The 23616-nt window shown below is 66.6% G+C and carries 24 protein-coding genes; 17 read left to right on the top strand and 7 right to left on the bottom strand.

Annotation, left to right across the window (positions count from 1 at the left end; translation table 11 throughout):
- Positions 1 to 6: 6 nt before the first annotated feature.
- From AC07M9_RS17210 to AC07M9_RS17200, 3 genes are all read right to left on the bottom strand, one after another.
- Complete coding sequence (locus AC07M9_RS17210) at positions 7 to 651, bottom strand: alpha/beta hydrolase (RefSeq protein ID WP_494885475.1); 645 nt, start codon at positions 649 to 651, stop codon at positions 7 to 9.
- Between the two features lie 229 nt (positions 652 to 880).
- Positions 881 to 3142: a TonB-dependent siderophore receptor gene (locus AC07M9_RS17205; RefSeq protein WP_494885355.1), complete on the bottom strand. Its 2262-nt coding sequence runs from the start codon at positions 3140 to 3142 to the stop codon at positions 881 to 883.
- 253 nt (positions 3143 to 3395) lie between these two features.
- Positions 3396 to 3998, bottom strand: a complete 603-nt coding sequence (locus tag AC07M9_RS17200; protein WP_494885353.1) for a TetR/AcrR family transcriptional regulator — start codon at positions 3996 to 3998, stop codon at positions 3396 to 3398.
- A 163-nt stretch (positions 3999 to 4161) separates the two neighbouring features.
- Here AC07M9_RS17200 and AC07M9_RS17195 point away from each other — a divergent pair, with 163 nt between their 5' ends.
- The 3 genes from AC07M9_RS17195 (at position 4162) to AC07M9_RS17185 (ending at position 6172) form a co-directional block, all read left to right on the top strand.
- Positions 4162 to 4911, top strand: a complete 750-nt coding sequence (locus tag AC07M9_RS17195) for an alpha/beta fold hydrolase (RefSeq protein ID WP_494885351.1) — start codon at positions 4162 to 4164, stop codon at positions 4909 to 4911.
- 245 nt (positions 4912 to 5156) lie between these two features.
- Positions 5157 to 5699 (top strand): hypothetical protein, encoded by a 543-nt coding sequence (locus tag AC07M9_RS17190; RefSeq protein ID WP_494885349.1) that lies wholly within the window; start codon positions 5157 to 5159, stop codon positions 5697 to 5699.
- Positions 5700 to 5722: 23 nt separating this feature from the next.
- Entirely contained in the window at positions 5723 to 6172 is a 450-nt protein-coding gene (locus AC07M9_RS17185; RefSeq protein ID WP_494885347.1) for a HAMP domain-containing protein, read from the top strand.
- A gap of 78 nt (positions 6173 to 6250) precedes the next feature.
- Here the strand turns inward: AC07M9_RS17185 and copC are convergent, their stop codons facing one another.
- Entirely contained in the window at positions 6251 to 6628 is a 378-nt protein-coding gene (gene copC / locus AC07M9_RS17180) for a copper homeostasis periplasmic binding protein CopC (RefSeq protein WP_494885345.1), read from the bottom strand.
- Between the two features lie 149 nt (positions 6629 to 6777).
- On the opposite strand from copC, the gene AC07M9_RS17175 reads away from it, so the two are divergent.
- The 13 genes from AC07M9_RS17175 (at position 6778) to AC07M9_RS17115 (ending at position 20160) form a co-directional block, all read left to right on the top strand.
- Entirely contained in the window at positions 6778 to 7041 is a 264-nt protein-coding gene (locus AC07M9_RS17175) for a hypothetical protein (RefSeq protein ID WP_494885343.1), read from the top strand.
- Entirely contained in the window at positions 7041 to 7490 is a 450-nt protein-coding gene (locus tag AC07M9_RS17170; RefSeq protein WP_494885342.1) for a periplasmic heavy metal sensor, read from the top strand. The genes AC07M9_RS17175 and AC07M9_RS17170 overlap by 1 nt, the downstream gene beginning before the upstream one ends.
- Entirely contained in the window at positions 7487 to 8068 is a 582-nt protein-coding gene (locus AC07M9_RS17165) for an RNA polymerase sigma factor (RefSeq protein WP_494885341.1), read from the top strand. Before AC07M9_RS17170 ends, AC07M9_RS17165 begins: the two co-directional genes overlap by 4 nt.
- A gap of 36 nt (positions 8069 to 8104) precedes the next feature.
- Positions 8105 to 9886 (top strand): copper resistance system multicopper oxidase, encoded by a 1782-nt coding sequence (locus tag AC07M9_RS17160; protein ID WP_494885340.1) that lies wholly within the window; start codon positions 8105 to 8107, stop codon positions 9884 to 9886.
- Positions 9883 to 10767 carry a copper resistance protein B gene (locus AC07M9_RS17155; protein ID WP_494885339.1) on the top strand — a complete coding sequence of 295 codons (885 nt, stop codon included), beginning with the start codon at positions 9883 to 9885 and terminating at the stop codon, positions 10765 to 10767. Before AC07M9_RS17160 ends, AC07M9_RS17155 begins: the two co-directional genes overlap by 4 nt.
- A 123-nt stretch (positions 10768 to 10890) precedes the next feature.
- Positions 10891 to 11634 (top strand): energy transducer TonB family protein, encoded by a 744-nt coding sequence (locus AC07M9_RS17150; protein ID WP_494885338.1) that lies wholly within the window; start codon positions 10891 to 10893, stop codon positions 11632 to 11634.
- Positions 11631 to 12140, top strand: a complete 510-nt coding sequence (locus tag AC07M9_RS17145; protein ID WP_494885337.1) for an RNA polymerase sigma factor — start codon at positions 11631 to 11633, stop codon at positions 12138 to 12140. Before AC07M9_RS17150 ends, AC07M9_RS17145 begins: the two co-directional genes overlap by 4 nt.
- 121 nt (positions 12141 to 12261) lie before the next feature.
- A complete protein-coding gene (locus AC07M9_RS17140) occupies positions 12262 to 13251 on the top strand; it encodes a FecR family protein (RefSeq protein ID WP_494885336.1) in 990 nt (329 codons plus the stop codon).
- Positions 13252 to 13360: 109 nt separating this feature from the next.
- The gene (locus AC07M9_RS17135) at positions 13361 to 15859 is read left to right on the top strand and encodes a TonB-dependent siderophore receptor (protein WP_494885335.1); all 2499 of its coding nucleotides are present in this window, start codon (positions 13361 to 13363) and stop codon (positions 15857 to 15859) included.
- Positions 15860 to 15885: 26 nt separating this feature from the next.
- Complete coding sequence (locus AC07M9_RS17130; protein WP_494885333.1) at positions 15886 to 17463, top strand: PepSY-associated TM helix domain-containing protein; 1578 nt, start codon at positions 15886 to 15888, stop codon at positions 17461 to 17463.
- Positions 17460 to 17747 (top strand): DUF3325 family protein, encoded by a 288-nt coding sequence (locus AC07M9_RS17125; RefSeq protein ID WP_494885331.1) that lies wholly within the window; start codon positions 17460 to 17462, stop codon positions 17745 to 17747. The genes AC07M9_RS17130 and AC07M9_RS17125 overlap by 4 nt, the downstream gene beginning before the upstream one ends.
- 11 nt (positions 17748 to 17758) lie before the next feature.
- The gene (locus AC07M9_RS17120; RefSeq protein WP_494885330.1) at positions 17759 to 18103 is read left to right on the top strand and encodes a hypothetical protein; all 345 of its coding nucleotides are present in this window, start codon (positions 17759 to 17761) and stop codon (positions 18101 to 18103) included.
- A complete protein-coding gene (locus AC07M9_RS17115) occupies positions 18100 to 20160 on the top strand; it encodes a TonB-dependent receptor domain-containing protein (RefSeq protein WP_494885329.1) in 2061 nt (686 codons plus the stop codon). The genes AC07M9_RS17120 and AC07M9_RS17115 overlap by 4 nt, the downstream gene beginning before the upstream one ends.
- Positions 20161 to 20206: 46 nt before the next feature.
- Here the strand turns inward: AC07M9_RS17115 and AC07M9_RS17110 are convergent, their stop codons facing one another.
- The 3 genes from AC07M9_RS17110 to alr are packed head-to-tail and all read right to left on the bottom strand — an operon-like array spanning position 20207 to position 22949.
- Positions 20207 to 20554: a RidA family protein gene (locus tag AC07M9_RS17110; protein WP_494885328.1), complete on the bottom strand. Its 348-nt coding sequence runs from the start codon at positions 20552 to 20554 to the stop codon at positions 20207 to 20209.
- Positions 20555 to 20583: 29 nt separating this feature from the next.
- Positions 20584 to 21834: a D-amino acid dehydrogenase gene (locus tag AC07M9_RS17105; RefSeq protein ID WP_494885327.1), complete on the bottom strand. Its 1251-nt coding sequence runs from the start codon at positions 21832 to 21834 to the stop codon at positions 20584 to 20586.
- A complete protein-coding gene (gene alr, locus AC07M9_RS17100) occupies positions 21831 to 22949 on the bottom strand; it encodes an alanine racemase (protein ID WP_494885325.1) in 1119 nt (372 codons plus the stop codon). Before alr ends, AC07M9_RS17105 begins: the two co-directional genes overlap by 4 nt.
- 153 nt (positions 22950 to 23102) lie before the next feature.
- On the opposite strand from alr, the gene AC07M9_RS17095 reads away from it, so the two are divergent.
- The gene (locus AC07M9_RS17095) at positions 23103 to 23570 is read left to right on the top strand and encodes an Lrp/AsnC family transcriptional regulator (RefSeq protein WP_494885324.1); all 468 of its coding nucleotides are present in this window, start codon (positions 23103 to 23105) and stop codon (positions 23568 to 23570) included.
- The last annotated feature ends 46 nt before the right edge of the window (positions 23571 to 23616 follow it).

Below are 23616 nucleotides of genomic sequence, written 5' to 3'. Positions count from 1 at the left end.
CGAAGTTCAGCCGATGACGATCCTCGCGAATGTCGTCGCTGCGGCGAGCCCGTCCTGCCCGATGCTATGCCCTACGCCTGGTGATGCGTGAGTCTCGACCGGCACGCCGGCCGCCGTCAGCGCGGCCTTTGCCAGGTCCATCGAGCGGAACGGCACCACATCGTCGTCGGTGCCGTGGATCAGCAGGACTGGCGGGCGGCCGCGGATATCTTTCTCCAGCTGGTCGGCCGCGACGAGCATGCCCGAGATGCCGACGATCCCGGCGACGGGTTCCATGCGGCGCAGTCCGACATGGAGGGCCATCATCGTGCCCTGGCTGAAGCCCACGAGCAGCAGCCGGTCGCCGGGCAACCCGGCTGCTTCGAGTTCGCTGCTCAGCCAAGCGTCGAGCGCCGGCGCCGCGCTCGCGGCGCCGGCCGCACGCTCAGCCATGGAGAACGTCTCGATCGGCCACCACTGATGCGCGGCTGCCATATCCGGGAGCTGCGAAGGGGCGTTTGGCGCCACGAACGCGGCATTCGGCAGTGCCGGTTGGATCATGCGTGCGAGAGAGATTAGATCGTCGCCGTTGGAGCCATAGCCGTGGATGAGGACGACAAGCGCGTCGGGAGCGGTGCCCGAGAGCGGGGCGAGGCGGGGGCCGTCGAGCATCACGATGGTCTTTCTGCGTCGGGAGCGGGACCGATTGCATACCCTCTCGCTGCGGCTTCGTCGCCCCGCTTGCAGTTGCTGTTTCACGGGAAAGATCAATGCGCGCAGCCTATGCCTTGAATCGTGCGGGGAAGCGTTCTCAACGGAGATCGTCACCCCGCTCGGTATGAGCGGGGTGAGTGGGCCACGCCTGTTCTGCCAAGTCGGTCATCGAATCTGGCCAAGGCCCTCAGAACTTGCCTCGGAGCGAGACGAGGAAGTTGCGCGGATCGCCGTAGAAGTTGCCGTAGCCGGGGCTTCCGATGGTCACGTAGTATGTCTTGTCGAACAGGTTGTTGAGGTTGGCGCTGACCGAGAACTGCTTGCTCACTTCGTATTCCGCGCGGAGCGACCAGATCGCGTAGCCCGGCACCTTGAACTGGTACAGGTAGGAAGGGCCGTCATACAGGCCCGTCGCAGGATTGAGTTCCTGCACGTAGCCAGAACGGAAGTTGCTGCTCTGCGCGGTGACGCCGCCGCCGACACTCACGCCCTTGAGCGCGCCCTCGCGGAAGGCATAGTCCGTGAACACCTTGAGCAGGTGGCGGGGCGTGATTTCGGCGAAGGACGCATCGTTGTCGCGCTTGTTCTCGTTGTCGTTGTAGGTGTAGCCTACCGAGACTTGCCAACCGGGTAACAGCTCACCGTTGATTTCAGCCTCGAAGCCCTGGCTGCGCAGTGATCCGTCGCGGATGTAGCAGCAGTTGTCCGTGAAGCCGGCGGGCGGGTTGCTAGGGTCGGTGGCGGCTGCGCCCTGCTTGCGCACGCGATAGACCGCAAGCGAGCCGGTCAGCTTTCCGTTCGCGAATTCGCCCTTGATGCCGGCCTCATAGTTGGTGCCCGTAACCGGTCCGAGGGGGGTGCCCGGCCGCGGCGCGGACATGCGGTTGGCCTGCGACTGGTAGATCTCGGAATAGCTGGCGTAGAAGCTGAATGCCCTCGTGACGTCGAGCACGGCAGCAGCGTAAGGCACGAACTTGGTCTTCTGGTCGATCAGTGAAGTCACCGCGCCTGTCGCGATGTTGCTGTTCTCGGTGCGGTCCTTGACCACGAGGCGCCCGCCGCCGATCAGGGAAAGCGGCGCGACCGGGCGAACGCGCAGCGATCCGTAGAAGCCGATACGCTCGATCTCCGTGCGGCCCTGGTACCCGCCATCGGTCCAGACGGGCGGGTAGGCGATCTCAGGCGGATACTCGGGGTCGAACACGTTGCCGGGGCCATAGTAGGTCCACATGCTGCGATTGTCGGTTCTGTTGCGGGTATAGTCCACGCCGAGGACCAGGTCATGCTTCTGCCCGAACGCCTCGAAGCTGCCGGTCGTGTTGAAGTCAAGGGTCAGTTCCCGCAACTTGGAGCCGGCCTGATAGTACCACCAGTCGGTGCCCGACTGGTCGACGGGGTCCACCGCGTTTTCCATTTCGGCGGCGTTGGTGCGATCGTTCGAGCGCGTATAGTTGGCGTTCAGCCTTACTGTCCACGCATCACCGATCGCCTGCTCGACCCGGCCATAGGCAACGTCGATGTCGCGGTCGATCGTACTCCACGGAGCGCCCATGCTGGTGCTGCGCGGAAAGTCGATGTCCACCCCGCTGCGATAGCGCGGCAGGCTGACGTTGAACCCTTCGTGCCTGTCGGTCTGGCGCGTGTAGCCTGCGACGAGCAGCGTGCCGGGCGCGGGATTGTACTCTATCGATCCGTGGGCGAGCCAGCGGTCGTCCGTCTTGAAGTCCTGGAACCCGTTGCTGATGTCATAGACACCGATGGCCCGTGCGCGCAGGTTGCCGTTCTTGGTGAGCGCCCCGGTGATGTCGCCCTCGACGCGGGCATGGTCCCAGCTGCCGAAGGTCATCGTCGCCTGCGCCTGCGCGTCCGCCAGCGCGCGCTTGCGCATGAAGTTGATGACGCCGCCTGCTTCGCCGGCACCGAACAGGCCGTCGGCGCCGCGGATCAGGGCGATGGAATCGAAGATCGCGGTGTCGAGGTCTCCCGTGGTGGTGGAGGACTGTGAACTCGCGCCGCCGTCGACGCGGTAGTTCGAGATAGTCAGGCCACGCGAGGTATAGGCCGACGACAGCCATGCGCGATCCACGGTCACGCCGGTCATCTGCTGCATCACGTCCTCGACGGTGAGCAGGTTCTGGTCCTCGATCCGCGCACGGGTCATCACCGTGACCGACTGCGGCGTCTCACGCAGCGTCTGCAACGACTTGCCGACGTTGATGGCGCGGGGAGCGTAGCTGTCGCTGCCTTCGGTGATGGTAGGGTCGGTGTCGGGACGTTCGCCCGTCACGGTGATGTCGCGCTCGCTCTCGACACTGTCATCAACGACGCTGGTGGGCGAATATTGCTGGGCGAGGGCGAATTCGGGTGCAGCGATGGATATGGCGGCCGCGGTCAATACCTGCAGATTACGCAGGAATGCCTTGCTCCGGGTGGAGTAACTGTCCCTCATTTCATCCCCTGAAATTGTTTCCAAATTCGGCAGCGAGACTACCGTCCGCCAAGCCGGCTTCGTTGCCGTCGCGGCGGGTAATGCAAATGAAAACGAGTCGCAATAGCTATATTGGTCCATTCCCTGGCGATGCAGATCAAAGCACAGGGGTGGGCGGAGCGCGCCGCTACAGGGAATGCAATGGGGAGGACCGTGCCCCGCAGCCATCACGCCGGCGATTACCGTCGCCGATGTCCAAGTGGTCGATCAGGACTTAGGGCAGTTTTCCAAGGAATATTTTCGGGTCGGAATCACTGTCCACTATGTGTTGGCAGGAGGAGGCGAACCACCGAACGATTGGATCGTTTGTACACATTCCCGAATTGACATTCATAATCGGGAGAAGGTGGAGATGGGTGACAAACCCTGCTCCCAACATCGTTATCGCCACCGCCTTGGGTCGAGCATGTGGGCCGCCGAACCATTCGGCGAGTGGAGCGACGACCTGCTCTTCGACCACTCGTGTCGCGATCAGCCTTGCTTCCGGATCGGCGGCGGCAAGCACTGCAATGGCGATAGGCAGGTCCGAGGGGGCCGCGCCGGTGATAAGGCCTGCGAGACGCATCCCAAATTCAGCTCTGGGCAGGTGGAGAAAAGGCGCATTGTTAAGAGATTTTCGTAGCGCCGCTTCGAACAGCCCGGCCTTGGAACCAAAATAGCGCGACAGCAGCGGCAGGCTGACGGCCGCTGCTTCGGCGATATCGCGAATGCCGGTCGCTGCGTATCCGTGCTGGGAGAAAAGGCCGGTGGCAGCGGCCAGAATCCTCTCTTGCGTGGCGGCGGCGTCACGTTTGGGGCGGTTTCCCTGGGCTTCCAATGCTTATCCTCACTCTTGATGCCTGCAAATAGCGACTGTCGATCACTCGATCATTCCCGAAGGTCGAGCGGCAGCGTTTACATGCGGCAAGGGGTTATCAGTTGACAACATAGCGTCAATATCCACTAATATTATCGATTGATAACATATGGGAGAGTTGGTTATGGCGACGTTCGTTCTGGTGCATGGCGGCGGCCATGGAGGGTGGTGCTATGACAAGGTGGCGAGGATGCTGCGGTCTGCAGGGCACGACGTGTCCACCCCGACGCTCACCGGCCTGGGAGAGCGTCGCCATTTGCTGAGCGACACGACCGACTTGTCGACCCACATCACCGACATAGTCAACAATCTGATCTACGAAGACCTCCACAAGGTGATTCTGGTGGGTCACAGCTATGGCGGAATGGTGATTACGGGCGTGGCCGACCAGGCTGGCGAACGCATTCAGGAACTGGTCTACCTCGACGCCGCGCATCCCGAGGACGGCCAGTCGCTGGTAGACACGGCGCCGCTGGCAATGGCATTCGCCCGCAGTTCGTCACGGACTGTCGATGGCGTCGAACTGGTGATGTGGCCGAACGAGGACATGGTCGCCGCGATGGGGGTCACCGAACCTGAGGATGTCATGATCCTTCGCCAAAGGATGCTGCCTCATCCCTGGAAGGCCTTCGAGGAAAAATTGCGTTTCCGTAACGGCGATGCCGCACTTCGGATTCCCCGGACAAACATCAATTGCACTGCTTCACTGCGCAGTAGCTCGGATGAGGATCGCCCGAAGCAGCTGGCGGGATTCCGTAACTTCGAGATCGATACAGGCCATGACCTGATGATCACCGAGCCGCGGCGGGTGGCCGACATCCTTCTTGAAGTGGCGTCGTCGCCGGCCGCTGAGGCAGGCGGTCTCAAGAACTAGTCGATTTTGGCCGGGGTGGTCTGATGACAGGAACCCACTTGCGCGTTGCATTCTTCGCGACAGCGTCGGTTGTTTGGAAGAAGGCCTCCCGGTCACCGCATCGCCTTGCTGTTAAAGCGTGAGTTCGCCCCGGAATGCACGAAAAAGTAACCATGCGGATCTAGCTTTCGTTCATGCGTATCGCGACGATTACCAACTGGGCTTACGGCGCCACCGTATGCCTTAGCATCGCAGCTGGCGTTGCCATGGTTCTGGCCTCGAATGCCGATGGGGTGGAGCGTGCGGCGGTGCGCCAGCGCGACCTGTTCGACCAGCTCACTTTCGAGATCGAGAACGACCTGTCGGAGCTTACCGATCAGGCGCGGCTGGCGGCGGTGACGGATGATCCGAGCCACGCTGTCGCCTACGGTCGGACGCTTTCGGCGCTCGGTACCGTCGAGCAGCGCGTCGCCAAGCTGAAGGATGGCGGCGCCACCCGGCAGGAGCTGCGTTCTCTGGAAGAGGGTCTGCGCTGGGCCAGGACACTCGAGGACGAGCAGCAGGCCGCCATCGCCGCCGCCGCGCGCGGAGACGACACCGCCACGCGGGCCATCGTCTTCGGGCCGGAGTACGAGCGGGAACTCGAACGGGTGCGCTTCCTGATCGGCCGCTTCCGCTACATGCTCGACCAAAGATCGGACGCCGCCATCGATCGCGCGAGCCAGGCCTCGCAGCGCCTGCGCTCGGTGTCCGAGATCATGGCCGGCCTTACCGCGGCGCTGTTCCTGCGGTCCTCGGCTTCATCCTGAAGCGCCGCATCCTGCGTCCGGTCATGACCCTGAGCGACGTGGTCAACCGCCTCGCCGAGCAGGATTACACGGTCGAGGCCCCGACCTTCTCGCAAGTCGACGAGATCGGCGACATGGCGCAGGCGATCCGCATCTTCCGCGAAAACGGACTGGAGCGGCAGCGGCTGGAGCACGAGCGGGACACTGACCGGGCGGTGCGCGACCTCCTGTCGCGCATGACCCAGCGGCTGCAGGGCTGCGAAAGCGTGGGCGACCTCTTCGCCGTCGTGCGTCTGTTCGCGCCCGAGATCGCGCCGACGCTCGCGGGCCGACTTTATACCCTCGATAACCGCATGGAACTGATGGTATGCGCCGCTGAATGGCAAGGCCCGAGGGCTGCGCTCCTTCGCGCGAAGGAAGCGGGGCGCGACCGTGTTGTCGTCGCCACGCAGCGGCACCGGGACGCCAGGAAGCCGCCGGCCGTTCAAGGATAGGCATGAAGTCGCCTGCCATATGCCAATGATGGACTGCGGCCGATGGTCAGAGCCACATCCAAGACGCGGAACGCGTGCCTACCTGACCGAGAAGCTGTACTTGCCCGCGGCCTTGTGCTGATCCGCACTGGCGACATGCCAGTTCAGGTCGTAGCTGCCGGCAGGCAGGGCGCGCGGGAAGGTCAGGACGAGGACCTTGCCATCGCCCTCGACGGCGGTCCTGAAGCCCTTGATCGGCATGGGCGCGTGGTTCGCCATGCCGGGCATGCCCGTCATCGTCAGTTCGGCGCCGCTCGATGCGGCGACCACCCGCTCGGAAAAGGTGAGGATGAGCCGGGTGGGCCTGGCGGCGATGGCACCTGCCGCCGGGCTCGCCGCGACCAGGCCGGGATGGGCGAAAGCGGCGGACGGAACGATGCAGAGCGCCAGGGCAGCGGCAAGCACGGTACGGTTCACGGGAGTTCTCCTTCGAAGTTGCAAGCGCAGGGTGCTACTGGAAAGGCATACGTCCGGTTGATAGGCTTCCCCTCATGGTGGTGCCGATTTTTTTGAGGGGTTCGCACGCGCGGTGCGTATCCTTGGTGCTTGGGAGATGGAGTGAAATCATGAGCGATCTCGACGAACTGCTGGGGAAGGTGCGGGCGATGCCCGTAGATCCGCGCCTTGGGGCCATGGAAGGAGCGGTATTTGCCGCCGTCGCATCGCGCAAGGCAAACGCAGCGGCGCGGCGCCGGCTGGCGGTGGCCGGCGTCGTGGCGATAGGGGTCGGTACGCTCGGCGGTGTGCTTTCCGGCATCACCCCGCATCATGGCGACAGGCCCGAGATGCTGGGCATGCCGCCATACACCATTTCCAGCCTGCTGGGCTGATGGCGGTGGTCAAGCCTGTCAGCGGCTATGTGCTGGTCGCGGTGGTCGCGTTCCTGGCGGCGCTCGCCGCAGTCGTGGTCGTACGGACGTGGCTGCCGCCAGAGCCGCGCGCCGAAAGCGAGATACATGCCCTGATCCATGAGAAGCTCGGCCTCGATCCGCAGCAGGAACGTCGGATCGACAGCCTGGAGGCGCAATTCGTCTCCCGCCGTTCCCACCTGGAGATGCAGATGCGCCGCGACAATGCCTTGCTGGCGCGCGCGATCGCAACCGAACATGGCTACGGGCCGAGTGTCAGCACCACCGTAGACCATATTCACGTGGTCATGGGGGCCCTGCAGAAGGAAACGCTGAAGCATATCTTCGCGGTTCGCGCGCAGTTGCGGCCAGACCAGGCAGCCAAGTTCGACGCCGTGGTCACCGAGGTCCTGACTGACACCGCGAAGTGACCGCGCCTGCCGTCGATCAGGCCGATGCCGATCTGGCGGCGCGCGCTCTCGCCGGGGAAGAGGCGGCGTTCGCGCGGCTCATGCGGCGCCATCGCGACACCGTGTACCGGCTCGTCTGCAGCCATGTGGGCGACGCGACCGAAGCTCTGGACATCACGCAGGAAACCTTCGTCTCGGCCTTCGCCGCCCTGGCGCGCTACGACCGCGGCCGGCCGTTCCGGCCCTGGATCGCCGGCATCGCCATCAACAAGTGCCATGACTGGGGCCGGCGACGGGCAGTCCGCCGCTTCTTCGCGTTCGCCTCGCCGATCGACGCCGCGATCGCGATAGCCGATACCGATCCGTCGCCGGAGGACGTCACCGGGGCCCGCCGCGAACTCGTTCGGGTCAGGGCCGCGATCGCCGCCCTGCCGACCAACCTGAAGGACGTGCTGGTCCTGCGCGCCATCGAAGACCTGAGCCAGGCGGACACCGCGCGGATCCTCGGCGTCAGCGAGAAGGCCGTGGAGACGCGGCTCTACCGCGCGCGAAATAAATTGAGCAGACTTCTGAGGGATGGTGGCGGGGCTGGCGTATAGGAAGCATCGCCTGTCGCTGCGGAAGTCGTCAACTCCATGTCTCCAGTCTCGCCTGCCGAAATCGATCGCCGTGCCCTGATCCGCTCGCTGGGAGGGTTCGCAGGGCTGCTTGCAGCCGCGCGGGCCGTGCCGGCATGGGCGCGCAGCGGCGCTTCCGGTGTCGGGGGAGCGATGGCTTCCGCCATACGCGGCAGCGCCGCCGTTCTTGCAGGCGACGAAATCCACCTCGACATCGGCACCAGCCATTTCGCGACCGGGAACCGGCCCGGGCATGCGGTGACTGTCAATGGCAGCCTGCCCGCGCCGCTGATCCGCCTGCGCGAAAGCCAGCGCGTCCGGATCGCCGTCACCAACCGGCTGGGCGAAGACACCTCGATCCACTGGCACGGCCTGATCCTGCCGTTCCAGATGGACGGTGTGCCGGGCGTCAGCTTCCCCGGCATCCGCCCGGGGGAGACGTTCACATACGATTTCAAGGTCCGGCAGGCGGGCACCTACTGGTATCACAGCCACTCCGGCATGCAGGAAGCCGAAGGGCTCTACGGCCCTCTCGTCATCGACCCGGCGGGCGAGGACCCGGTGCAGAGCGAGCGCGAGCATGTGATCGTGCTCGCGGACTGGAGCCCGGTCCATCCGCATGTTCTGCTCAAGCGCCTCAAGCAGATGGGCGGCTACTACAACATGCAGCGCCAAACGCTTGGCGAGCTGATCGCTGGCCGAGGCCAGAATATACGGGATCGCCTCGCCTGGGGTGCCATGCGGATGGACCCGACCGATATTGCCGACGTAACCGGCTCGACGTACAGCTATCTGCTCAATGGCCACGGGACCGCCGAAAACTGGACGGGCCTGTTCGAACCCGGGGAGCGGGTCCGGCTGAGGATCATCAATGCCTCCGCGATGACCAACTTCAACGTCCGCATTCCCGGCCTGGCGATGACAGTGGTGCAGTGCGACGGCCAGAATGTGCGGCCGGTGGATACCGACGAGTTCCAGATCGGCATCGCCGAGACGTACGACGTGGTCGTCCGCCCATACCAGGCGATGGCCTATGCGCTGGTAGCCGAAGCCACCGACCGCTCGGGCCTTGTCCGCGCGACGCTTGCGCCGCGCATGGGCATGGTCGCCGAGGTCCCGCCGCTACGCGCGCGGCCGCTGCTGGGCATGAAAGACATGGGGATGGACATGACGGCCATGGACATGGGCCACGGCGGCGTGATCGACCTGAGCCAGCCTGCGAACGAAAGCATGGCTGGGCACTCGATGAAGATGCGCGACAAGTCCGCCGCGCCGCAGGTCGCGATGGGGCCGGGGGTCGCCACGCTTTCACCCATGCCGGTCGACAGGACCGCCGACCGGCCGACGGGACTGGAGGATGTCGATCACCGGGTGCTGACATATGCGGATCTTCGATTACTTGCTCCCCATCCGGACACGCGCACGCCCACCCGGACGCTCGACATTCACCTCACCGCGAATATGGAGCGCTACATGTGGTCGTTCGACGGCGTGAAGCTGTCCGATGGCGCCGCGCCGATCCCTTTCCGGCACGGTGAACGGGTGCGCGTGAACCTCATCAACGACACGATGATGCCGCATCCGATCCACCTGCACGGCCATTTCTTCCAGCTGGTGACCGGTGCCGGTGCGCATGACCCGCTCAAGCACACGGTGAATGTGCTGCCGGGTGGCAAGGTCAGTTTCGACCTGACCGCCGACGCGCTGGGCGACTGGGCGTTCCACTGTCACATGCTGATGCACATGCACAGCGGCATGATGCGCGTCGTCACGGTGCGCCGCGACGAGGCCGCGGCATGAGGCGGCTGTGCTGTGTTGCCGGCGCGATCCTGAGCGCCGCTGCGCTCCCGGTAGCGGCGCAGGAGCATGTCCATTCGGGCCATGCTGCGATTGAGCGGGCCGCATCGGCAGACTCGCCTGCCGATGCGGCGGACGCCGCGATCTCCCCGGGTGAAGCGCCGCCCGCGCCCGGCGATCACGCGGCCGAGGCATTCTATGCGCCGACCGAGATGGCCAGGGCCCGCGATGCGATGGTCCGGGAGAGCGGCGGCATGGCCTTCTCCCAATTCATGATCGACCGCCTGGAATATCGCGGGGCGAGAGGATCGGACGGCTACCACTGGGAAGGGCAGGGCTGGGTCGGAGGCGACATCGACCGCCTCGCTTTCAAGACCGAAGGCGAGGGCGATCGCGGCGGCAAGCTGGAAAGAGCGGAAGTCCAAGGACTGTATCGCCGCGCCGTCGGGCCGTGGTTCAACCTTGAGGCAGGTGTTCGCCATGACATCCGCCCGGGCCCGCAACGCACTTATGCCACTCTCGGAATTGAAGGCCTCGCGCCTTACTGGTTCGAAGTGGGGGTTCAGGTCTTCGTGTCCGAAAAGAGCGATGCGCACCTCCGGCTGGAGGGGAGCTACGACCAGCGCATCACGCAGCGGCTGATCCTGCAGCCCGCGATCGAAGTGAATCTGGCGGCGCAGGACGTGCCCGAACTCGGCATCGGCGCGGGTCTTGACGACATCGAGGCCGGCCTGCGGCTGCGCTACGAATTCGCGCGCGAGTTCGCGCCCTACGTCGGCGTCAACTGGGAACGCAAGTTCGGCGATTCGGCGAAGTTCACCCGCAGCCAGGGCAACAAGGCGTCGCTTGCGAGCCTGGTCGCAGGCATCCGTTTCTGGTTCTGACCGGCGCGGGCCTCGGACGATCGTTGACGCGCAATCTCGGCCGCGCCAAATTTTGGAGGCGGCACACGGCATAACGGCGTGGAGCTTGTTGCAAATAGATCGCAATAGGCTAGAGGCGGCGACATGTCCGCATCGATCGTCACGATGGTGAGCACACCCGGTTTCGCGGTGGAACCGGACGGCGTGCCTGCGCCTGAACGGCCCCGAGGCGACTATCGTGTCGGTGGCCGGCCGATGCGCATGGTCGCCTTGCTGGCCACCGTTGCGGTCCACATCGCGGTAGGTGCGGTTGTGGCGCTCGGGTGGCCGCGCGTCCGGAACGAAGGCGAGGCACCGCATCTGGCGAGCGTCATCATCCTGCCTCGCTCCACTGACGAACCGCGCCGCCGCCCGTTTTCGGGAACGACGGTGCCGACGCGCCGACCAGAGCCGCTGCCCGCGATCAGCAGGCCCCCGCCGACGATCCTCCTGGCGCCGCCCACTCCGGCCGCGAGTGAGGCCGTGGCCGAGGTTCCGGTTCCGTCGGACGGAGGCCGCGAGGACGCGCTTGCCATGGCGACGCAGGCCTACCGGCGTGCGGTCATGGCACGGCTGGAAGCCCAGCGCCGCTCCCCCCGGCCGGGCACGACGGACGACGGGTTTCACGCCGGAACCGTAGTCTTTCGCATCGATCGCACCGGGCGTCTGCAGGCAGCGTCTGTGTCGCTGTCGACTGGCCGGCACGCGCTGGACCGCGCCGCGCTGTCCATCGTGCGCCGTGCCGCGCCTTTTCCCGCCATCCCGGATGCCTTGCCGGACGAACTGGAGATCACTCTGCCCGTGGAATTCCTGACGGCGCAGGGCGGGGCACGGACCGGCGTGCGATGAGCGGACGCGATGCGGCGCTGGTGGCGCATCATCACGCTTCTCTCAGTGCCTACGTGCGGTCGCTGGTGGATTCGTCCCCGCTCGCCGCCGATATCGTCCAGGAGACATGGGCGCGCGCGATCCCGCCGCTGCGGGAAGGGAAAGTCGAGAACGTCCGCGCCTTCCTCTACCGTATCGCCCGCAATCTCGTGGTCGACGGGGCCCGGGAGCGGGGTAAGTGGTCGCCCTGGGTGCTGGACGACGACCTTGGCGGCCTGATCGCGGACGACGCGCCCTCGGCCGAACGGGAAGTGCTTGCCCGCGAGCGATTGCGGCTGCTGCTGGAACTGGTGGAAGGCCTGCCGGCGCGTTGCCGCGAGGTCTTCGCCCTGCGCAAGATCGAGGGGCTGCATCAGGCCGAGATCGCCGAAAGGCTGGGCATCACACGCGGCGCGGTCGAGAAGCACTTGCGCCATGCGTTGCTGGTCCTTGCCACGCGCCTTGGCGAGATCGACGGGACCGCATGACAATCCTTGCACAAATTCCGGCGATGATGGTCGTGTTTGGGCGGAGTTGTCCGTCTTGGGATGCAAGGGCGGCGGAGTCGGGCCGGCCGTCATCCATCCCGGGGGGGACGGAGCGAAGGCCATGACGAAGAGACAACCTATCGAGCCCGCGATTGCTGCAGCCGCGGCCGACTGGATCGTGCGGCGGGACGGCGGCGACCTGAGCGCCGAGGACGAGCAGGCCTTCGCGCAGTGGCATGCCCAACCCGAACATCGCGAGGCATTGGCTCGGCTGGAGAAAGTCTGGGGACTCCTCGACGAGCAGCAGGAAGCGGTTGTCGTCGATCCTGTCCCTGAACTTCCTCGTCCGCGCACCGCGCGTGTTCCGGCGCGCATTCGGCGAGCAGCACCCGCAGCCGTCAGGCCGCCGCGGCGGGCCTGGACGGCCGGCGCCGTGGCGGTGGGAATGGCGCTGCTCGTGCTCGGCGGCGTCCAGGATTGGCCGACACGCCTGCGCGCGGATCAGATGACCGCAGTCGGCGAGCGGCGCGAGGTCGCGCTGTCGGACGGATCGGTCGTCACCCTGGATAGCGGTTCGGCGATCGCGATCGACTACACGGGCTTACGCCGGGGGGTAAGGCTGTTGACGGGAGCGGCGCTGTTCGAGGTCGCGCCCGACCGTGCGCGACCTTTCACCGTCGAGGCCGGCGGCGGCAGCGTCACGGCGCTCGGCACTGCGTTCGCGATCCGTGACGAGGACGGGCACGCGACGGTAACCGTCACCCGGCACAGCGTCCGCGTGGAGGGAGGCGGCAGGTCGGTCGTGGTCGGCGAAGGCCAGCGTGCGGACTTCGCGGCGCAGACCCTGCATGGGCCGCTGCCGGCGCGGGGCGACGCGGCGGCGTGGACGCGCGGACGGCTGGTGGTGGTCGATCGCCCGCTTGGTGAAGTCGTGGCGCAGATTGGGCGCTATCGCCATGGGTACGTCACCGTCACCGGTTCGGCCGCCGCGATCCGGGTAAGCGGGGTTTACGATCTCGATCACCCCCTGGCCGCCATCGACAGCATCGCGGCCAGCCACCGCCTTGCCTCGCTGCGCCTGTCCAATCGCTTCATTATCCTGCGCCGATAAAAATTCCGGCGCGTTGGTCGTGTTTCCCGATCGTACTCCGTCTTGGTCTTGCAAGTGCGTCGCAGCAGCAATGTGGGGGCGGCTGGGTAATCCTGTGGGGAATGTTTCGATGACGGTTAAGTATGAGCGTGGACGGACGCTGGCATTCGCGTTGCTGGCGGGTACGGTCCTGAGCGGCAGTGCCCTGGTGCCTGCCGCAGCGGCGGCGCAGGATCAGCTTGCGGCGCGTACCTACGACATTCCTGCAGGATCGTTGTCCGACGCGCTGAATCGCTTCGCCGAACAGAGCGGCATGCAGTTGACCTACGAGGCGGCACTGACGCAGGGGCGCCGTAGCACCGGCCTGCGCGGCAGCTTTGCGCCGCACGATGCACTGTCGCGCCTGCTCCTTGGCACTGGTCTTGCGGCGCGTCCGGCGGGCGAGGGCGCGGTGACCATCGCCCGCGCGACGACCGGCGCCATGACGCTCGATCCGCTGCGCATGGAGCTGACCGCGGCGGCTTACGGCGATGCCGCCCCCGGGGAGGACGACGAAGAGGAAGGATGGCGGCGCAACGACCCCATCCTCGTGACGGGGCACAACACACAGATCGACGCGACGTCCACTTCGGGTCCGTGGGGCAGCAAGCTGCTCATCGATACCCCCTATTCGGTCAGCGTCGTGCCGCAGGACCTGATCGAGAGCGTCGTCGCCGGCGACATGGACCAGATCTTCAAGATGAACCCAGTGGTCCAGAACTCGGCGCCCTCCACGGTCTACGGCACGCCCTACGTGACGATCCGCGGCTTCGATTCGCAGAAGGGCGTGCTCGACGGCGTGCGCCTCTCCTCCACTCTCACCGGCATCTCGACGGAGGAACTCGCCAACGTCGAGATCATGAACGGCCTGTCCGGCTTCATGTACGGCGTCGGCAATCCCGGCGGTGTCACCAATTACGTGCTCAAGCGGCCGACCTACACGCCCAAGCTGGACGTGAGGGTGGGCAATTATGGCAACCAGCAGTGGTTTGCCCACGTCGACCTGGGCGGTAAGATCGATGCGAACGGCACTTTCGCCTATCGCCTGAACATGTCGTTCCAGGACGGCGAGACGGCGAAGAAGGACCAGAACGTCGCGCGCACCCTCGTCAGCGGAGCGCTGGACTGGAACGTGGCTCCCGACCTGCTCGTGCAAGCGGAGGCGGCGCATACCTACTACCGGATCGACGGTATCGATTCCCGCTTCTACGCCTACGCCAACACCAGTCGTGGCGCCCTCGACCACTGGATCGAGCCGCTGGCGAACGACAGGACCTGGACGCCGTCCTGGACTTATCTCCAGACCAAGACGGACCGCGCGGGCGCCAACGCCAGGTGGAAGATCAACGAGACCTTCAGCCTGCGCGCGGCCTATCTCTACAAGCGCGATGCGCAGGAATCGATCAACATCTACCCGCTCTACATCGAGAATGCGGGAGGCGGCACCTCGGGCTGGCAGGACGGCTTCACCTCGCGCAGCGCGCCCTCGTACAACTACGCGCAGGGCGCCTATGCCTATCTCGACAGCCAGTTCTCGACCCTGGGGATCGAACATCGCCTGACGATGGGCGCGTCGGGTGACATCCTGCGCGTCAGGCGGCACGTCACCAATTCGGTAAGCGGCGGGGATTCGCCGGTCTTCACCGACCCTCACGACCTCGACAGCTGGGCCATGCCCGCCGCGCTGAACACTTATTCGTGGGGCGCGCTCTACAAGTCGAGCCGGTCGAAGAACACCAACATCGTCGTGGGCGATGACATCCAGTTCACCGAGCAGTGGGGCGCCATGGTCGGCGTCAACCGCAGCACGGTCGAGGCCCGCAACTTCAACGCGGCCGGCGCGGCCACTTCGAATTACGACGAGAGCGCATGGACCCCTACGGTGTCGCTGGTGTTCAAGCCGGCCCCGCGCGTGACGACCTACGCCACGTATATGGAGGGCCTCGAGCAGGGCTCCACCGTTCCCGACGACGCGGTGCTCTACAATAACCCCGGCGAGATCATGAAGCCCTACGTCTCCAAGCAGTACGAGGTCGGCGCCAAGTACGCCCCCATCGACGCCCTGCTGATAACAGGCGCGGCCTACCGGATCGAGAAGGCGAACTCCTTCGACCAGCAGGTGGGCGGCAAGATCACCCGCACCCAGGACGGCGTGGAAGTGCACCAGGGTTTCGAACTGACCGCCACCGGCAACGTGACGCCTGAACTGACGGTGATGGTCGGCGGCACTGTGATGGACCTCAAGGTGACCAGGACCAGCACCGCCGCGCTGCTTGGCAAGAAGCCCACCGGCGTCAGCGGCACGCTGGCGAAGATGTACCTCGAATATAGCCTGCCCCCGCTCCCCGGATTCTCCGTGAGCGGCGGCATCTACCACGCGGGCAAGATGTACAAGGACAGCGCCAACCTGCAGCAGATGGACGGCTACACCATCATGGATCTGGGCCTGCACTACAAGACCGAGATCGACGGCAGCCCGGTGCGCTTCGACCTCAACGTGGCGAACATCACCGCCGAGAACTACTGGGCGACGTCCTATTCTCTCGGCATTCCGCGCAATGTCGCCTTCTCGGTCAAGTACGGCTTCTGACAGATGACGGCCCGGGTTATCGCATCATGAAGCAGGGTTTCCGCCAGTCGATGGCATGGCTGCATACCTGGGCCGGGCTGGTCCCGGGCTGGGTCCTCTACATCGTCTTCGTCTTCGGGACGGCAGCGTTCTTCCAGTACGAGATCGATGCCTGGATGCGCCCGGAACTTCCGGCAGGAACGCAGGTGAGTGCGCGCGCGCTCGATGCCGCCGACACGCTCCTGCGCCAGCGCGGTGCCGGCGCGGAGAGCTGGACCGTCTCGCTCCCCGACGCGCGGGGCGGGAGCGGGCTGAAGGTCTCGTGGCGCACGCCCGGGCAGGATCGGCACGACCGCAAGGAGATCACGCTAGATCCGCAGACCGGCCGCGAGATCGCCGTGCGCGAGACGCGGGGCGGGTTCTTCCTCTACCGGATGCATTTCGACCTGCATTACATGCCGGTGATGTGGGCGCGCTACCTCGTCAGCATCGCCGCGCTCGCCATGCTGGTGGCGATCCTGTCGGGCGTCGTGACGCACAAGAAGATCTTCACCGACTTCTTCCAGATGCGCTTCGGCAAGGGCCAGCGCAGCTGGCTCGATGCGCACAACGCCACCGGTGTATTGGCGCTGCCGTTCCATGTGATGATTACGTATACCGGTCTCGTCACGCTCCTGTTCACGCTGATGCCTTGGGCCATCACCGCCAACTTCCCGACGCGCGAGGCCTTTTACGAAGCGGCGTTCCCCCGAGCAGAAGAGCGCGAGGCGAGCGGTTCCCCCGCGCCGGTGGTCCCGTTGCGCCAGTTGGCGGTCAGCGCGGAGCGCGAGTGGCAGGCCGGAGGATACGGCTACGTCGCCCCCTGCTACATCGGTATCGACCATCCGGGCGACGCGGCCGCGACCGCGCAGCTGTACCCGCGGCGCGGCGACTGGAGCGAAGGACGCATGGACCCGCTGCACTTCGATGCGGTTTCAGGGAAGGTCCTGCCTACCGCCGTGCGGACCAAGGGCGGTGCGCGTCTGACGCAGGAGGTCATGATCGACCTGCACACGGCCTGGTTCAGCGGATACGGCCTGCGCTGGCTCTACTTCCTGTCGGGTCTGGGCGGCACGGCCATGTGTGCCACGGGCCTTGCGCTGTGGTGCGTGAAGCGGCGCACCAAGCTTCCCGACCCTGCGCGCCCCCATTTCGGCTTCCGGCTGGTGGAGCGGCTCAACATCGGCTTCATCGCCGGAGCACCCGGGGGGATCGCCGTCTATTTCCTGGCCAATCGCCTGTTGCCCGCTGCCCTCCCCGAGCGGGCAGAGTGGGAAGTGGACAGCCTGTTCATCGCCTGGGGCGCAATCTTCGTTTGGACCCTGGCACGGCCGTCCAAGCGAGCCTGGGTAGAGGCGCTGGGAGCAGGAGCCGTGCTGTTCGCGATGGTTCCGGTGGTCAACGCGCTGACCACGTCGCGCGGGCTGGGGGCCAGTCTCTGGCGGGGCGACTGGGTCTTCGTCGGCGTGGACCTGACGCTGGCGGTGCTCGCCGCCGGTTTCGGATACACGGCGCGCAAAGTCCTGCGCCATCAACCGAAGGCTGCGCCCGCGCGTCGTCAACGTGCTCGAGGGGTACCGGCATGATCCATGTGGCGATCGCCATACCCGCTCTGCTGGGCTTCGCGCTGCTGCTTCTTGCGATGGCGCGCCATCAGCAGGGCTGGCTGCGGCGCAAGCTGGCGCCGCGCACCTCGCGCGGGCTGCGCAGGGGCGGCTTCGGCGCCCTCGGCCTGGCTTTCATTTCCGGTGGTTGCGGGCTCGGGTGGGCCTATGGCACTGTCGCCTGGTTCGGCTGGCTGAGCGCCTCCGCCGCCATCGTTCTCACCGCCCAGACCAACCGCGAACGCATCCTGCATCTGTTCCCGTGAGAAAGAGCGCCATGCCGAAGAATAACACCGCGACGGGCCAGTCCATCCCCCCGTCCCCGGTCGCGGCGGTCGGTGCGCGCCGTCATCTCCTCTCGGTGGCGGCGCGCACGCTGGCCGGAACGCTGGGCGCCTATGGCCTGACCGTTCAGATAACGGTGGTCCTGTCCCTCGCGCTCGCCCGCATCGGCATGGAGCGGGTCGAGGCCGTGACAGCCGCGACGCTCGGCAGTTTCGCGGTGTTCGCCGCAGTGTCGATGGCGGTGTTCCACGCGCCCAGCGTGACCCGGGCCTGGCTTTGGCTGGCGGGCACGGCGGGCCCCCTAGCGCTGCTGGCCTGGGCTGCGGGACCGGCATGATGAACGCCCTTTCGCTGATGCTTGCCGGAGTGGCTGCGGCCGGCTCCCCGGCCGAAGAGCCCGGTCCGGCCTCACGCGCCGGGCAGGAGAAGGCGCCGGCTATCGTCCCGGGCGGACCCGATCCGGTCTATCCGGCCGATTTCTACACGCCGTTCCAGCCGCAGACCGCCCTCGACATGCTGGAGCGCACCCCCGGCTTCATCCTGAGCGAAGGGACTTCCGTGCGCGGCTTCGGCAACGCGGCCGGCAACGTCCTCATCGACGGGCAGCGGCCGACCGTAAAGGGCGGGGGCATCACCGAAGTCCTGCGCCGCATCGCCGCCTCGCGGGTCGAGCGCGTGGTCCTGCTGCGCGGCTCCGACGCCGCCGAGGCGCAGGGCCAGACCCTCGTCGCCAACGTCGTTCTGGGTGCCGGCGGCGGCGGCTCGGGCAACGCCTCGCTGACAATGACGCATACCGCGGATGGTTTCCTCTCGCCCGCCGCGCGCATCAGCCACGCGCGCCGGATCGCCGGCTGGCAGACCAGCATCGAATTGTCCGGCGAAGTCACCCGCTATCCCAACGACGGCGTCTATCTCGACCGCGACGGCGCCGGGAACCTGGCGTCAACGCGGCTGGAGCATACCGTGGCCAGGGCGCCCGAATACGGGCTGGCACTGAGCACGTCCGGCCCGGTCGGAGGCGGCACGCTGACGGTGAACCTGCGGCTCAACAAGGACGGCTATTCCTCCAGGCGCGGCATCGACATCTTCGACGGTGCGGCGGACGGCTCTCACGATGCCCGGCGTGACATCGCCTACGACGAGACGGGGCGCAGCGGCGAACTCGGTCTGGACTGGACGCGGCGGCTCGGTTCGGGCTGGACCGCCAAGTTCGTCGGCCTGCGCCGGATCGAGCGCTACGTGACGGACGAGGACTACGTCGAAGCAGACTATCGCGGCCTTTCGTCCCAGCTTGAGAAGCCGACCGAACTGGTCGCGCGGGCCACGCTCACCCGCGAGGGCGACCACCTGGTGCGGCCTGAATTCGGCGGCGAGATGGCCTACAACCGCCTGTCCAGCCAGCTCGACTATGCCGAGGACAATGGCGGCGGCCTCGTCCCTGTCGCACTCGCCAATGCCGACACGCGGGTATCGGAAATGCGCGGGGAGGCCTTTGCCAACGTCACCGTCAAGCTGGCGGGGCGGGTGAATCTGGAAGCGGGCATGGCGGCCGAATTCTCGCGCATCCGGGTGACGGGCGAGGCGGCGCAGGAGCAGAGCATGTCCTATTTCAAGCCTTCCGGCGCGCTGGTCTGGTCGCCTTCGGGGAGTACCCAGGTCCGGCTGGGCCTGCGCCGGACGGTCGATCAGCTGAACTTCGGCGACTTTGCCGCCTCGGTGAACCAGGCCGACGGGCGGCCGCTGGGCGGCAATTCGGGTCTGCGGCCGGCCCGCGTGACCCGCGCGCTGGTTCGCCTCGATCACCGCTGGGGCAAGGGCGGGGCTATTGCAATAGAGGCCTATCAGCAGCGACATAAGGGCCTGTTAGGCTACCTCGTCCTACCTTCCGGCGAAGAGGCGCTCGGCACCATCGGCGACGCGCGCCAGTGGGGCGTCACGGCGCAGGGAACGCTGCCGCTCGGCGCCGTCCTGAAAGGCGCCCGCCTGACCTTCGACGGAACCTGGCGCGGCTCGCGGATGCGCGATCCGGTGACCGGGCGTCACCGCGCCATGGACGACATTTCCGCACGGACCGTGACCGCCGAGTTCCGTCACGACCTGCCCGCGCTCAAGTCCTCGTGGGGGGTGAACTGGACCGCGGCGGAGCAGGCGGACGTATTCTATACCGGCGAGGTCCTGCGCTGGCGGGACCCCGAGATATGGGGGGCTTACGTCGAGACGACCGCGTTTGCCGGGTTCAAGACCACGCTGACCGCCAAGGGCATCAACGGGCAGAACAACGCCCGCTGGCGCCGGTTCTACACCCCCGACCGCGCCGGAACCGTGTCGGGGAGCGAGCAGCGCGGGCAGGCGCTGGGCGCCATCCTCTCGCTGGCGCTGGCGCGCGCGTTCTAGGCACCCTGCGATAGCGCTGCCCGCGCCCGCGTGGCGACGCGGAACCCTAAGCCTTGGCGGCGATGACGATGATCTCGACCTTGTAGTCCGGGCTCGCCAGCTTCGCTTCGCCGGTGGCGCGGGCCGGGGCGGGGTGGTTCGCGATCCAGGGGTCCCACACGGCGTTCATCTCGTCGAAGTCGTTCATGTCGGCCAGCCAGATGGTGGCCATCAGCAGGTGGTCCTTGTCGCTCCCGGTCCTGGCCAGCAGGTCCTCGATCTCGGCCAGCGCGGCCTTGGTCTGCGCGGTGACGCTTTCGCCGGGCGCGCCGATCTGGCCGGCGAGATAGATGGTGTCGCCGTGGATGACGGCCTCGCTCATGCGCGGGCCCTGGTCGATGCGGGTGATGGTCATGGGCAAGTCCTTTTGCTGGAAAACGCCGCTCAGTAGCGGCTGATCGCGAGGTCGGAAGTCTCGATGGCGGGCGCGGTGCCGCCGATGATGTCGGTGATGACGTGCGCGGAGCCGCAGGCCATCGTCCAGCCGAGCGTGCCGTGGCCGGTGTTGAGGAACAGGTTGGGCACTTTCGTGGCGCCGATCACCGGGGTGCTGTCGGGCGTCATGGGCCTGAGGCCGCACCAGAAGCTGGCCTGCTCCATCGCGCCGGCGCCGGGGAACAGCGAACCGGCGGAATGCTCCAGCGTGGCGCGGCGGGCCGGCGGAAGATCCCGGTTGAAACCGGAAATTTCGGCCATGCCGCCGACCCGTATCCGGTCGCCGAGGCGGGTGATGGCGACCTTGTAGCTCTCATCGAGCAGCGTGGAGACGGGCGCGCGGCCCTCGTCCACGATGGGTACGGTCAGCGAGTAGCCCTTGACCGGATAGACCGGCAGGCGAATGCCCAGCGGCGCCACCAGCTGCGGCGAGAAGCTGCCCATGGCGACCAAGTAGGCATCCGCCGTGACCGGCCCGCCGCTCGTCTCCACCCGCACGATGCGGCCGGCATCGTGGACGAGGCGCGTGATCGCGGTGCCGTTCAGGAACCGCACGCCTTTCGCCGCCGCCATCGCGGCCAGCGCATTGGTGAACTTGAAGCAGTCCCCCGTCTCGTCGTTCGGCAGGCGCAGGCCGCCGACGAAGGGCGTCTCGCTGAAGGCGAGGCCCGGCTCGGCGGCGATGCAGCCCTGCCGGTCGAGCACCTGGAAGGGAACTCCGTCGGCGGCGAGTACGGCGATGTCCTTGCCGATGCCGTCGAGCTGCTTCTGCTCGCGGAACAGTTGCACGGTGCCCTGCATGCGCTCGTCGTAGGTGATGCCGGTATCGCGCCGCAGGGCGATCAGGCAGTCGCGGCTGAATTCGGCGAGGCGGACCATGCGGCTCTTGTTGACGGCATAGTCGCGCGCGTTGCAGTTGCCCAGCATCGCCAGCAGCCAGCGCAGCATGGCCATGTCGGCATGGGGCCGCAGGATCAGCGGGGCATGGCGCATCATCAGCCAGCGCGCGGCCTTCATGGGTATCCCCGGCGCCGCCCAGGGCGAGGCATAGCCCGGCGATATTTCCCCCGCATTGGCGAACGATGTCTCCAGCGCCGGGCCGTCCTGCCGGTCGATCACGACGACTTCGTGCCCGGCCTGCGCCAGATACCAGGCGGAGGTGACGCCGATGACGCCGCTGCCGAGAATGGCGATTTTCATGCCGCGTTGGTCCCCAGGTTGCGCGGGCGCTCTGCCGGATGAAGATAGGTCCGTTCGTAGCGGCGGCCCAGTTGCGTCAGGATCTCGTAGGAAATGGTTCCGGCGTCGGCGGCGACCTGATCGACCGACTGGTGCGGGCCGAGCAGCTCGACCGGCGCGCCGGGGCGGAGCAGCGCTTCGGGAACGTCGGTGACGTCGAGGGTCATGCTGTCCATCGACACGCGCCCCACCACCGGAACCCGGATGTCGCCGATATAGGCCGCGCCCCGGTTGCCGAGGCAGCGCGGCCAGCCGTCGGCATAGCCCACCGCGATCGTCGCGATGCGCGTCTCGCGCGCGGTGCGGAAGGTCAGCCCATAACCCACGCCCGTGCCCGCCGGGATCGTGCGCAGCTGCGCGATGCGCGCCTCCAGCGAGGCCACGCGGCGCATCGGGTTGGGACCGTCGTGCGGGGCACCGCCGTAGAGCGCGATCCCGGCCCGCACGAGGTCGAAATGCCCGCGCGCCTGGAACGCCCCGCCGCTGTTGTCGAGCGCCAGGGGAATACCGGGCAAGCGCGCGGCGATCCGGCGAAACGCGCTCTCCTGCGCGGCGTTGGCGGGATTGGCGGGCTCGTCCCCGCAGGCCAGGTGGCTCATCAGGAAGCGGACATCCATGCCGCGGAGCAGCCCGGGCGAGGCCAGCAGGCTGTCCAGCTCGTCGGCGGGCAGGCCCATGCGCGACATGCCGGTATCAACCTGCAGGACAGCCGGCAGCGTCCGGCCCAGCATCGCCGCCTGCGCGGCCCAGCGCCGCGCCTGGTCGAGCGAATTGATGACCGGGATCGCCCCGATCGCCGCACATGCCGCCTCGCCGCCCGGCAGCAGGCCGTTGAGCACGTAGACCGGCACTTCGCCCACCTGCGGCACCAGCGCCTCGGCCTCGCCCTGCAGCGCCACGAACAGGTGGCGGCAGCCCTCGGCGATCAGGGTCTGCGCGACTTCAACGGCGCCGAGACCGTAGCCATCGGCCTTCACCACTCCCCCGACGCGCGCGGGCGCAACCTGCTCGCGGATCAGGCGGTAGTTGGCGGCGAGCGCGGCAAGGTCGATCGTCAGGGTTGCTGCGGACGTCATGATATGGCCCCATCATCCGGCTCTGCCAAAGGTTCCTGCCTTCTCGGCTGCGCCGATCGTATCGCAGTGCGTTTCAAATTATCTGCCGAATTGTGCCATGATAAGCTACCATATGCGAATTGTTGCATCGTTCCACGAGGGTTTTGCCGATTCATGCCATGGGCGAGTGATGATACCGATCGCGCCATCCTGCGGCTGCTGCACACCAACGGGCGCAGGCCCAATGCCGAAATCGCCCAGGAAGTCGGCCTCTCCCCGTCCTCGTGCCTGAGGCGTATCCGCATCATGGAGGATCGCGGCGTGATACGCGGTTACACCGTGCTGACCGCCCCCGAAGACGATGACCGCGGCGTCGACGTGGTGGTGCAGGTGACGCTCGACCGGCAGACCGAGGACTATCTCACCCGATTCGAAGCCGCCGTGCGGCAGTGCCCGGAAGTCCGCGAATGCTTCCTGATGACCGGCGATGTCGATTACTGGCTGCGCCTGCGCGCGGAAAGCGTCGCCGCCTACGAGGTGATCCACGGCGAGGTCCTGTCCCGCCTGCCGGGCGTGACGCGGATCAACTCCAGCTTCTCGATCCGCGACGCGCTGCGGCCGCGCCGGATGAAGCGGGGATAGGTTTTCCATGGGCAGGCATCCGGCGTCGACCGGATACCTGCCCTGT

It is taken from the genome of Novosphingobium sp. GW821-FHT09E05 (assembly GCF_059416165.1).
This window is presented reverse-complemented; position numbering and strand designations above follow the sequence as displayed.